This is a genomic window from Staphylococcus caprae (genome assembly GCF_002902725.1).
Classification (GTDB): domain Bacteria; phylum Bacillota; class Bacilli; order Staphylococcales; family Staphylococcaceae; genus Staphylococcus; species Staphylococcus caprae.
The window spans coordinates 40,530-53,302 of the sequence record NZ_PPRT01000013.1 but is presented as its reverse complement, the minus strand read 5'-3'; the positions used below and the strand labels follow the sequence as shown (position 1 = coordinate 53,302).

At 34.4% G+C, this 12,773-nt stretch carries 11 protein-coding genes; 2 read left to right on the top strand and 9 right to left on the bottom strand.

The features are described 5' to 3' along the window. Positions 1-170 precede the first annotated feature (170 nt). Genes CD155_RS02830 through opp3b form a run of 5 tightly spaced genes read right to left on the bottom strand, consistent with a single transcriptional unit; the run spans position 171 to position 5,873 of the window. Positions 171-1,820, bottom strand: a complete 1,650-nt coding sequence (locus CD155_RS02830; protein WP_103212460.1) for a peptide ABC transporter substrate-binding protein — start codon at positions 1,818-1,820, stop codon at positions 171-173. Positions 1,821-1,845: 25 nt separating this feature from the next. Beyond that, positions 1,846-2,790 (bottom strand): ABC transporter ATP-binding protein, encoded by a 945-nt coding sequence (locus CD155_RS02825; protein WP_070873012.1) that lies wholly within the window; start codon positions 2,788-2,790, stop codon positions 1,846-1,848. Then, positions 2,780-3,862, bottom strand: a complete 1,083-nt coding sequence (locus CD155_RS02820) for an ABC transporter ATP-binding protein (protein ID WP_070832044.1) — start codon at positions 3,860-3,862, stop codon at positions 2,780-2,782. Before CD155_RS02820 ends, CD155_RS02825 begins: the two co-directional genes overlap by 11 nt. A gap of 14 nt (positions 3,863-3,876) precedes the next feature. Further along, complete coding sequence (gene opp3C, locus CD155_RS02815) at positions 3,877-4,947, bottom strand: oligopeptide ABC transporter permease (protein ID WP_103212459.1); 1,071 nt, start codon at positions 4,945-4,947, stop codon at positions 3,877-3,879. Beyond that, positions 4,947-5,873: an oligopeptide ABC transporter permease gene (gene opp3b, locus CD155_RS02810; RefSeq protein ID WP_070873019.1), complete on the bottom strand. Its 927-nt coding sequence runs from the start codon at positions 5,871-5,873 to the stop codon at positions 4,947-4,949. The genes opp3C and opp3b overlap by 1 nt, the downstream gene beginning before the upstream one ends. 244 nt (positions 5,874-6,117) lie before the next feature. Between opp3b and CD155_RS02805 the strand changes: the two genes are divergently transcribed. Then, positions 6,118-6,489 (top strand): DUF3899 domain-containing protein, encoded by a 372-nt coding sequence (locus CD155_RS02805; protein WP_103212458.1) that lies wholly within the window; start codon positions 6,118-6,120, stop codon positions 6,487-6,489. A 56-nt stretch (positions 6,490-6,545) separates the two neighbouring features. Here the strand turns inward: CD155_RS02805 and fabF are convergent, their stop codons facing one another. Both fabF and CD155_RS02795 read right to left on the bottom strand, forming a co-directional pair. After that, positions 6,546-7,790, bottom strand: a complete 1,245-nt coding sequence (fabF, locus tag CD155_RS02800) for a beta-ketoacyl-ACP synthase II (RefSeq protein ID WP_103212457.1) — start codon at positions 7,788-7,790, stop codon at positions 6,546-6,548. Positions 7,791-7,801: 11 nt separating this feature from the next. Beyond that, on the bottom strand, positions 7,802-8,743 hold the full coding sequence (locus CD155_RS02795) for a beta-ketoacyl-ACP synthase III (RefSeq protein WP_103212456.1): 942 nt from the start codon (positions 8,741-8,743) through the stop codon (positions 7,802-7,804). A 309-nt stretch (positions 8,744-9,052) separates the two neighbouring features. Here CD155_RS02795 and CD155_RS02790 point away from each other — a divergent pair, with 309 nt between their 5' ends. Continuing rightward, positions 9,053-9,247, top strand: coding sequence for a YjzD family protein (locus CD155_RS02790; RefSeq protein ID WP_002441823.1), 195 nt, complete (start codon positions 9,053-9,055; stop codon positions 9,245-9,247). A gap of 127 nt (positions 9,248-9,374) precedes the next feature. On the opposite strand, the gene CD155_RS02785 is transcribed toward CD155_RS02790, so the two are convergent. Together CD155_RS02785 and clpB are read right to left on the bottom strand one after the other, a co-directional pair. Beyond that, complete coding sequence (locus CD155_RS02785; RefSeq protein ID WP_103212455.1) at positions 9,375-9,890, bottom strand: YbhB/YbcL family Raf kinase inhibitor-like protein; 516 nt, start codon at positions 9,888-9,890, stop codon at positions 9,375-9,377. A gap of 189 nt (positions 9,891-10,079) precedes the next feature. Next, positions 10,080-12,692 (bottom strand): ATP-dependent chaperone ClpB, encoded by a 2,613-nt coding sequence (clpB, locus tag CD155_RS02780; RefSeq protein ID WP_103212454.1) that lies wholly within the window; start codon positions 12,690-12,692, stop codon positions 10,080-10,082. Positions 12,693-12,773 lie beyond the last annotated feature (81 nt).

The following is a 12,773-nucleotide window of genomic DNA, read 5'->3' as shown; positions in this document are numbered from 1 at the left end:
TCTTAATTTCTATAATGTTTATCAAAATAAAAAAGATGTGCGAATTATATTTTTAAATATATACATACTGAAACACTTCACTCATTTGGAACAAAACTTAGATCAGCTCTATAAACCACAAAAGCGGCACTGGCTTCAACTATCCAGTACCGCTTCTACTTTAGATTATTTTATTTTTTCTTGCCTGTTTTTCTATCAATAGATTTATCGATATACACATCTTTCAATGTAGTATCTGGTCCAACCTTATGATAAACAAGTCCTTTTACTTGTGGATTAGTTAAATGTGCTTCGCCTTTTTGATAAATAGGGGCGACTGGTGCATCATTTAACAAAATATTTTCTGCTTTTTGTAATGCAGCATTGCGCTCATCTGTTTTTCTTAAAAGTTTGCCATTTGCATCTTTCAATAACTGATCGTATTCCTTGTTGCTCCAATCCGTATTATTTTGAGCATTACCTTTAGTCATAGTTTGTAAAAATGCAGTTGGATCTGGATAATCAGGTACCCAACCAGAATAACTTGTTTCAAAATTACCAGATAGTTCTGATGTCGTTTTCTGTTTAAATGGCATTTGTTTAATCTTTAATGTAACGCCTGGTAAGTTCTTTTCAACTTGGGATTTAATATACTCTGCTGAAATTTTCTGAGCTGGTGTATCTTCCGTATTCATTGTAAACTCAAATTTCTTCTTACCTAATTGTTTTTGAGCTTTATGCCAATTCGTGCGTGCTTTTTTATCATTATAAGTTAATGGAGATTTTATTGTACTTGCAAAATCTTTTCCCTCCGGTGTTTTAGCAGTTCCAATAGCCGTAAAGTTATTCGATGGTAATGAACCATTATTAAGAACTGAATCAACATATCCTTTTTTATTAATAGATTGAGCAATTGCTAATCTTAAATATTTATTTTTAAACTCAGGTATTTGTTTTTCATTCATTTTAATGAAGAAAGTTCCTGCTGTTAACCTATAGTTAAGCGCTTTATTCCCTTTATATTTATCAACTTGTTCAGATGAAATTGTTGTATCATCAACAGACCCCGTATCGTAGAGTGAAGCCCCAGCTTGACCATCTTTTAATACTTTAAAGTTCACTCTATCGAGCTTGACATGTTTCTTATCCCAATACTTATCATTTTTCACCATTTGAATTTTATCTTCTACTTGCCAATTGGTTACTTTAAAAGGTCCATTATATACTGCTTTATCTGCAGTTGTACCATACTGTTCACCATATTTTTGGGCAATTTTTTCATCCTGAGGATTAAAGGTATTGAGTGCTAAAAGTTCATTAATATATGGCACTGGTCGTTCTAAATCAATTTGTAATTTATATTTTCCTAATGCTTTAATTCCTAAGTCTTTTACAGGCTTTTTACCTGAATTAATAGCATCAGCATTCTTAATATCTGACATGATGTAAGCAAATTCTGATGCTGTCTTTGGATTGACTACTTTACGCCACGCAAAGACGAAATCTTGTGCTGTGACTGGATCGCCGTTAGACCATTTTGCATTTTTTCTCAAATTAATCGTCAATGTTTTACCACCATTGCTCTTTTTTGGAAAGGATTTAGCAATCGCTGGTTCTGCTTTGTCTTTTTTATTAATAGAGTATAAACCTTCAAAAGCTTGAGCAACGATATCTCCAGATACAGCATCAGTGATTAAGGCTGTATCCAATGTTGTCATATCTTGAGGAATAACCTTTCTGAAAACTTGTCCTTCGTCTGAGTATAAACTTTTTTTATTACTACAAGCGGATAAAACAATGATTAAACTCAATATAATCGTTAAGAATTTAAATTTATTCATCTCTCATTTCCCCCTCCCCTTTAAGTTAAATGTTCTGAGTAGCGTAAGCTTCACTTAATTTTTCCGCTTCTTCCTTCGTTGTAAAAACGTAATGATTTGGTCTAATTTCATTCAAATGTCGATAATCGTTAAGAGAAGCATCTTCTTCATAAGACACACGTTGACGTGTTCTTTCACTCTCAGGGTCAGGTTGTGGAATAGCACTTAATAGAGATTTCGTATAGTCATGTAAAGGGTGATTATAAATTTCATCTGCAGGACCAAGTTCTACTATTTTTCCAAAATGCATCACTGCAATTCTATCGGAAATATATTTAACCATAGATAAATCATGCGCGATAAATAAGAATGTTATCCCACGCTCTCGTTGCAGACGAAGCAATAAATTGACTACTTGAGCTTGAATCGATACGTCTAAAGCAGAAATCGGCTCATCAGCGATAATAAACTCTGGTTCCACAGCCAATGCGCGTGCAATACCAATACGTTGTCTTTGCCCTCCTGAAAATTCATGAGGATAACGATTTGCATGTTCTTTACCTAAACCAACCGTTTCTAACAAGTCATATACACGTTTCTTTCGATCCCGCTTACTACTAGCAAGTTTATGGATATCAATACCTTCTCCTACAATATCCATCACTTTAAGACGTGGATTGAGCGATGCATACGGATCTTGGAATATCATCTGTATTTTCTTATTAAACTTCAATAAATCTTTACGCTTTCGAATTTTTTGAATATCAATACCTTCATACTCTATTGCTCCACTTGTAATGTCGTTTAATTTAATGATTGCTTTACCAGTAGTTGATTTTCCGCAACCAGACTCTCCAACTAAACCTAAAGTTTCCCCTTTATAGATATTGAAACTTATATTATCAATCGCTCTGACTTCATTTTTCTTACCTTGATTAAAATATTGTTTTAAATTTTTTATTTCTAATAGAACCTTTTCGCTATTTTCCATTAAACGACACCCTCTCTACTTTTTGTGGTTGCTCGTAGTTATTAGGCATATGTCTTAATCGTCGTTGAACCATTTCAGGTGGTGTCACTTGAGGCGCACGTTCGTCTAATAACCAAGATTTGACAAAGTGTGTTGGTGAAATCCTGAACCATGGTGGCTCTTCTTTAAAATCAATATCCAAAGCATATCGACTACGACGTGCAAAGGCATCACCTTTAGGAGGATGAAGTAAATCAGGTGGTGTCCCTGGAATTGCAATTAAGTCAGTATCATTACTTGTAGTTAAATCAGGCATTGAAGAAAGCAATCCCCACGTATAAGGATGTTTAGGATCATAAAAAATTTCATTTACATCTCCTGTCTCAATCATCTGTCCCCCATACATCACTGCCACTTTATCTGCAATATTTGCTACAACGCCTAAATCGTGTGTAATAAAAATAATGGATGTCTCGATTTTATCTTGAAGCTTTTTCATCAAATCGAGTATTTGAGCTTGCATCGTCACATCTAAAGCCGTTGTTGGCTCATCTGCAATAAGTACTTTGGGTTCACATGCTAATGCTGTTGCGATAACAATTCTTTGACGCTGACCGCCAGAGAATTGATGTGGATATGCTTTAAATCGCTTTTCCGCATGTGGTAAACCTACTAAGTTTAAAATTTCTAGCGCACGTTGCTTCGCTTGTGATTTACTATAATTTCTATGCTTAATTAAGGGTTCCATGACTTGTTTACCAATTTGCATCGTTGGATTTAATGATGTCATAGGGTCTTGGAAAATCATTGAAATATCTCTGCCTCTTAATTGAATTAATTCTTTTTCAGATTTTTGTGCTAAATCTTCACCTAAAAATAAAATTTCTCCTTTTTTAATTCTTCCGGCATCCCCTTGGAAAAGTTTCGTAATAGCTTTTGTTGTTACTGATTTTCCTGAACCAGACTCACCTACAATAGCTAACGTTTCCCCTTTGTTTAAATAAAAATCTACACCTCTAACAGCTTGCACTTCCCCTGCAGTAATATCAAAGGACACATGCAAGTCATTGACTTCTAAAATTCTCTCTGTCATAACTTTTGCCTCCTTTACTTACGCATCTTAGGGTCAAATGCATCACGTAACCCGTCGCTAAATAGATAGAAAAATAAAATTAACAAACTTAGAATGATTGCTGGTATAAATAATTCGTGTGGATGAATAAGTAACATTGCACGTCCATCATTTACAAGTGAACCTAACGACGTTTGTGGTGCCGGTACTCCTATTCCTATAAAGCTGAGAAATGCTTCAAAGAATATCGCGCTAGGTACAGTAAACATAGAAGTAACAACGATCGCACCTAAAGTGTTTGGCAAAATATGTTTAAATATTAATTTCCATTTGGAAGCACCTAGTGTTCGAGAAGCCATTACAAACTCTTGGTTTTTTAATTTTAAAAATTCACCACGTACAACTCTGCTCATTCCAAGCCAACCAGTAATGGACATCGCTAATATGATTGTCCAAATTGAAGGTTCAAAGATTAATACAAATAAAATAACGACAATTAGATTTGGAATAGAGGCAATAATTTCAAGAATTCTTTGCATTATATCGTCCACTCTACCCCCAAAAAATCCTGAAATTGCACCATACACAACTCCAATAAAAATATCTAAAAGTGCAGCAACGATACCGATATATAATGAAATCTGTGCCCCTTTCCAAGTTCGTGTCCATAAATCACGTCCAAGTTGGTCGGTACCAAACCAATAATTTTCTTTAGCACCTGCTTCTTTATAAGCATCCTTTCCATCTGCACCTTCCCCATTAAATGGTAAAAATGGAACTTTATCTAATACAGGAACCTTTGCCGGTAAATTACGGTATTCTACGTGTTGTTCAGCGTAGTCATGTTTATTCATCAATGGTCCGACAAACGCTAAAATAATAATAATTAGTAAACCAATCATTCCAACTACAGCTAATTTATTTCTTCTAAGTTGACTCCATGCATCTTGCCAAAAGTTTTTACTTTCACGCTGCATTTCAGGTTCTTGATTTAAATCTAACTCTCGGATAACAAAATCTGAATCAGATATTCCCTCTGAAGTATGTGTCATTGCCGCGTTAGATACATCATCGTTTAATTTAATAGGTCTTTTCATATCACTCATTATTTCTTACCTCCTTGTACACGAATTCTTGGATCAATGATGCCGTAAAGAATATCTACAATGAAGATAGACACAATAAATAAAGTGCTGAAAAGTATTGTTGTAGCCATGATGACTGAGAAATCATTTGTTGTAATCGATCTGACGAACTGGTCCCCTAATCCTGGTACGCCAAATATATTCTCAATCGTCAATGTACCTGTTAAAATACTGGCTAACATTGGAACGATAATTGTAATGATAGGTATGAGCGCATTTCTTAAGGCGTGCCCAAATAAGACCCTTAACGTAGAATTACCTTTAGCTCGCGCCAAAAGAATATAATCTGAACTTAGTACTTCAATCATTTCTGCCCTTATGTATCTTGCTACAGTTGCTAATACAGTTGCAGATAACGCAAGTGAAGGTAGAACTGCAGTTGAAAAGCCTTCCCACCCCGCAACTGGAAACCATCTTAATTTAACTGCAAATACATACTGTAGTAGTACAGCTAAAACAAATGAAGGAACTGAAACTGCAATAACGGAGATAACAGTAGTTGTATAATCCACCCATGTATTCTGCTTTGTGGCAGCAGCAACTCCTAATATAAGCCCAACAATTACCCCGATAATCATTGCTGTAATACCCATTTCCATAGATGGTATCAGTCTTGGCTTCACTAAGTCCCAAACTGGCATATTATGATATTGGAATGAATTCCCAAAATCTCCTGTGACCACATTTTTGATGTAATGAAAATATTGAACAGCAACTGGATCGTTCAAACCATATTTTTCATTAAGTATCTCTTTTTGTTGTGGATTCAGCTTTGCATCATTAAATGGTGAACCTGGCATCAATTTCATTAAGAAAAATGTAATCGTAATAATGATAAATAATGATACAAACATATAACCTAATCTCTTAAGAATATACCTCGTCATTTAATCTCCCCCTATAATATTAAATTTTCAAAATTAACATTCCCTTCGCAATTTTCAGAAATATTTATACATATTATATATACAGTTTTCATACAATTGCAATATAGTTTTACTTTAAAGTAATATAGTAAATAATAAATTAACAATGTAATATGTATTGTAGCAATAAACTCCATTACAATATTTTCGTAATCATAGTAATGAGGTAAAATATGTATAATATTGTTAACGGAGGTGTACACCTATGCGTTTTAAATCTATACTAATTGGCACTGGACTGACGCCCTTCTTGTCATTTATCATATGGCTATTGTCTGCACATGAATTACTGAATTTCATTAATATAATATTTTATGTATCTTTAACTATTTTTATCGTTGTTTTTGCTTTACTCATCGTTCAAGAAGGTATTTTCGATGCAACCAGTTATGGTTTTCGTCGTTTAAAATATCAACTTTCTTCAACTAAGAAAAAACAAACCATAGAAGATGATGAATTTTTTAACCCTAAACATATTAAAAAGGACCACTACATGATTTCATCATGGGTGATCCCTATATTACTCATTAATCTCTTATATTTCGTTTTAGCTATTGTTATTTCATTTTCAATATAAAAAATCTTCAAGTGCGTCATCTATAAACCCACTTGAAGATTTTTATTTATATTCAATTAATCTTCAAATTTCTTAAATACTAACACTGCGTTGTGTCCACCAAAGCCTAAGCTGTTACTCATCGCATAAGTAATTTCTAAATTTTCAGCTTTATTAGGAACGAAATCTAAATTACATTCTTCATCTGGTGTCACAGCATGAATTGTAGGTGCTACTTTAGAGTCTCTGATAGATAAGGCTGAGAAGATAGCCTCAATTCCACCTGTTGCACCTAATAAGTGACCAGTCATTGATTTAGTTGAACTTACTTTTAATGTTTTAGCAGCGTCTCCAAATGTATTTTGGATTGCTTTAACTTCATATAAGTCACCTACTGGCGTACTTGTGCCGTGTGCATTTAAGTATTGAACATCTTTCGCTTCGATTCCTGCATCATCTAAAGCAGCTTGCATTGCTCTTGAACCGCCTTCACCTTCTGGCGCTGGTGCAGTAATATGATAAGCATCTCCAGTTGAACCATAACCTACTATTTCCGCATAAATTTCTGCGCCACGTGCTTTAGCTGATTCTAATGATTCAAGGACAACGATTCCTGCGCCTTCACCCATAACAAAGCCATCACGACCTTCTTGGAATGGACGACACGCGGTTTCTTTATCATCATTTGTAGATAAAGCACGACTTGCACTAAATCCAGCAATTGCCATGTCAGTAATTGGCGCTTCTGTACCACCAGTTATCATCGCATCAGCATCACCACGTTGGATGACTTTAAATGCTTCACCGATTGAGTTCGTACCTGTCGCACATGCTGTAACAGTGGAACCGTTAGGCCCTTTAGCACCTAAGTCAATAGATACTTGTCCAGTAGCCATATCAGGAATTAACATTGGTACGAAAAATGGACTCACACGACGAGGTCCTCTTTCGACTAGTGTTGTATGTGCCGTTTCAAATGTTTCCATACCACCAATACCTGAGCCAATCCATACACCAATACGATCAGCTGTATCATCATTGATATCTAATTTCGCATCTTGTACCGCTTCTCTTGCTGCAACAACTGCATATTGTGTGAAACGGTCCATACGACGCGCTTCTTTCTTATCTATATGATCTTCAATGTTAAAGTCTTTTAATTCACCTGCTAAATGCACGTTATAATTATCAGTATTAATACGTGTAATTCTATCAATACCATTAACTCCATTTAAAGCATTTTCCCATGTTGTTTTAGCATCGTTACCGATAGGAGATAAGGCTCCGATACCCGTTATAACAACTCTGTTTTTTTCATTCATACGTTATCCTCCTATTTTCCCCATTTGATAACGATTGCGCCCCAAGTTAAGCCACCGCCGAAGCCAACTAAGACTAAATTATCGTCATCTTTGATTTTTCCGTTTTGCAACTCTTGGTTAATACTTAATGGTATAGAAGCTGCTGAAGTATTACCATATTTATTAACAGAAACACTCATCTTTTCTTTTTCTATACCCAATCTTTCTCTTGCAGATTCCATAATTCGAATATTTGCTTGGTGAGGTATAAATAAATCGATATCATCTGAAGTTAAACCAGCTTTGTCAACAACACGTGTTGAGGCATCGCCCATTATTCTTACAGCAAATTTAAATACTTCTCTACCATTCATTTTTAATTTACCAGTTTCTTTATCTAAATATAAGTATTTTCCACCGCTACCATCAGAACCCATTTCATAACTGATGATACCTCGACCTTCAGAAACCTCGCCCATCACTACTGCGCCGGCACCATCACCGAATAACACAGCTGTTGAACGGTCTGTAAGGTCTGTAATTTTAGATAATTTGTCAGCACCAACAACCAAAATATTTTTATAATCACCAGATTGGATATATTGTTTAGCTGTAATCATTGAATACATAAATCCTGAACATGCAGCGAGTTGATCCATTGTGGCTACCTTTCCAGTGCCTAATCTCTCTTGTAAAATATTAGCCACACTTGGGAATGGCATATCGCCTGTAGCTGTAGCTACGATAATCATATCGATATCTTCAGGTTGAATTCCTGCATCTTCAATTGCTTTAATACTTGCGTTATATGCTAAGTCAGATGTGTCTTGATCTTCATCTGCCCAATGTCTTTCTTTAATACCAGTCATTTTAGAAATCCATTCATCGGATGTTTCTAAAAATTGCTCAAAATAGGCATTGTCTACAATGTTTTCCGGAGCGTATGCGCCGAAACCTTTAATACCCACGTTCATGGTCGTACACCTTCTTAAATAAATTTTTAATACCAGGTATTAATTTAACACATACTTGTTTTTAAACTCAAGTAGATTCACTTTTCCTCGTTGGTTAAAGGACTATATTTATACACTTAAAAAAGTATCCGCTTCAATATTATTTCAATTTTAATTTTTAAAATGCCTATGCAACACTCAATCATTTTAAAAACATCAGTCACATCAAAATTGCTACAATGTATGTGTTAAGCATTGATTTACACTATACAAATTTAAATATTTCACTTAAAATAGAGATATCGATTATAAAAGCGGAGGTCAAATCAAATGAAATACCTCATGACATTTATATGGGCAGTATTATTGCTAGAAATGGTAAACTTTGTATTAAACAGTTTAAACAGTGGTCCAGCATTAAATGTAATTAACCCTATTATTATGGCTGTTGTGTTTACAATTTTTGTAGCAATTTTTGGTGCCATCATGAAACCAAGTAAAGGTTCAGATCAATACGAATCATAACATCATGAATAAAAGACGAGATACGTTGACATCAGAGTCAAACGTACCTCGTCTTTTTTATTCTATTTTATTTTTAACAAATACAGCTTATTAAATCATTCATAAAGTCATTAATGTTGGTGCTTCATTAAACTTTTCTTCCTACTAAATTAATTTTTGCTTTATCTAATAATTTAGAATCTACTTGATGCAATAATTCATTTAAATAGAAAGCATTTTTTAAGTTAAGCTTGTCACTTAAAGCATAAACTACAAGTTCATAGTAATGATCTTTATCTGGAGGCGTAGGTCCTACATAATGATTTTCAATCTCTGAAAAATCTTCATCCAATAAACCTGTTGCAAAGCTGTTCTTACCTTGTACAAAGTTACCTTTATTTCTAGAAAAGTCTTCAACAATATCGATTGTATCGCTATTGACACTCACGTTAGCCACGACCCAGTGAATCCATGGGAAACCACATACTGGAACGGCATCATAATCAATTAAAGTCCAAGCAATATATTGCGTACCTGGTGGCAAATCTACTACATTAAATGGAAATGATTTAATAGGATTATTGTTAATTAAGTCAATCGGTTGTGCACCTGTAGCATAGTCATAAGGTATAATGTTGTTGTTAAAATTAGTGTTGATTTTCATGTTGTCTTCTCCTTTAATTTAATGATTGATATATATAAATACATACGTGTATTATTACAAAATAAAAGTATAAATATATACTACTACAAAACCCCTGACGTTTAAATTAATATTCTTTAATAAAAAATAAATCCAAGAAAGTGACTTGCACACACTTTCTTGGATCTTTGTTTGATTCATTCTATTTCATTAAATATTTTCTGCTTTTTCAACGTCAAATTGTAATTCATTGTCAGAATTTAAATCTACTTTAATTGTTGTACCTTCAGGTAGACTTTCTTTAATCATCATGCGGGCAAGTGGTGTTTCGATTTGTCTTTGAACAAAACGTTTTAATGGTCTAGCACCAAATTGTGGTTCATAAGCCTCTTCACCTAGCCATTTTTTAGCTTTATCAGATACTTCAATTGAGATACGTTGCTCTAATAATCTAATGTTTAATTGAGTTAAGATTTTATCGACAATCATACTCATATCACTAACTGATAATGGTTTAAATAATACAATATCATCCATACGGTTTAAGATTTCAGGTTTGAAATAAGCATGTAAGCTATCCATTACCGCTTTCTCAGTACTTTCGCTAATTTCTCCAGCGTCTTTAACGTTTTCAAGTAACACTTGTGATCCAATATTACTTGTCATGATGATAATTGTATTTTTGAAATCAACACTGCGTCCTTTAGAGTCAGTAAGTCGACCTTCATCTAATATTTGAAGTAGCACATTAAAGACATCGCTGTGCGCTTTTTCTACTTCATCTAATAAAATAACTGAATAAGGATTTCGTCTAACTGCTTCAGTTAATTGTCCGCCTTCATCATGACCAACATAGCCTGGAGGGGCACCAATCAAACGAGAGACTGCATGTTTTTCCATATATTCACTCATATCAATTCGAATCATGTGTTTTTCAGAATCAAATAGTGAAGCAGCAAGTGATTTAGCTAATTCAGTTTTACCTACACCTGTCGGTCCTAAGAATAAGAAGCTACCAATAGGTCTATTTGGATCTTTGATACCTGCACGTGCTCTAACTACGGCATCAGAAACCAAGTCTACTGCTTTGTCTTGACCAACGACACGTTTATGAAGTATATCGCCAAGGTGCAATAATTTCTCTCTTTCAGTTTCTACAAGTTTAGAAACTGGAATACCTGTCCATTGACTTACAATATCTCCAATTTCTTCGTCAGATACAACCTCACGAATCATTCTGTCGCTGTCTTCACCTGTTTCATCTTGGAAGACTTCTTCTAGCTCTCTTAATTCTTTCTCTAATTGTGGAATTTTACCGTATTGTAATTCAGCAGCTTTCTCAAGGTTGTTATTTGTTTGTGCATCTTCGAGGGCTTTTCTACTTTCATCTAATTCAGCTCGTTTTTGTTGTAATTTACCTATTTTTTCTTTTTCTTGTTCTACACGAGATTGTAATGATGCTTGTTTTTCTTTTTCATTAGAAAGCTCTTCCTGTAGTTCTTGTAGTCGTTGTTTACTTGCATTATCAGATTCATTTTTCAATGCGCTTTCTTCAATTTCCAATTGCATTACACGACGATTAACTTGGTCTAATTCAGTTGGATTAGAGCCCATTTCAGTACGAATTGTCGCACAACCTTGGTCTACTAAATCAATCGCTTTATCAGGTAAGAATCGATCAGTAATATAACGATCTGATAATTCAGCCGCAGCGACTAGCGCACGGTCTTGGATACGAACACCATGATACACTTCATAACGTTCTTTTAAACCACGTAAGATTGAAATTGTATCTTCAACATCTGGTTCGCTGACACCTACTTTTTGGAAACGACGCTCTAAGGCAGAATCTTTTTCAATATATTCTCTATATTCGTTTAATGTTGTTGCACCAATACAATGCAATTCACCACGTGCTAACATTGGTTTCAACATGTTTCCTGCATCCATTGCGCCCTCAGTTTTACCAGCACCGACTAACATGTGAATTTCATCTATAAATAGAATAATACGACCTTCTGATTCTTTAACTTCTTTAAGTACTGCTTTGAGACGTTCTTCAAATTCACCTCTATATTTCGCACCAGCGACTAAAGCACTTAAATCGAGTTCGAAAATCGTTTTATCTAGTAATGATTCAGGCACGTCTTTTTTAACGATACGTTGTGCTAAACCTTCTACGATGGCAGTTTTACCTACACCTGGTTCTCCGATTAATACAGGATTGTTTTTAGTTTTTCGACTTAAAATTCGAATTGTATTACGAATTTCTTCGTCTCTACCAATCACAGGGTCCATTTTACCTTGTCGAACTTCTTCTACTAAGTCACGACCATATTTCTCTAATGCTTCGTAGTTTACTTCTGGATTTTGAGTTGTCACATGATTTCCCCCTCTTACTTTAGTGATAATTTCTTTGATAACTTCTGCTTTATTACCAATAAATTGTTGCGTTGTTTGATCAATGTCCATAGCAGCGCGTAATATATGTTCCATAGAAATGAATTCGTCTTCATATTCTTTCATATATGTTTCTGCTTTATTTAATAATTCATTGGCTTTCGGACTAATATATTGTCCGTATTGTACATTATCTCCTTGTACTGTTGGATAATTTTTTAATTTATTTTCATAAGCTTTCGTTAATTGTTCGACATCAATATTTGCTCTTTCTAATACACTTTTGAATAAACTTTCACTTTCTTCTAATGTTGCTTTTAGAAGCGCTTCATTTTCAATATTTTGTAATTCATATTCTTTACTGATTTCGACTGCTTTTTGTAAAGCGCCTTGAACAGCGTAAGTCATTTGATTAATATCCAATTTTTTCACCTCTATTTATTTAGAGTAAATAGGTCACAGGCAAATGTTTTTTGACTTTGACTTTCTTTGACCTTAATTATA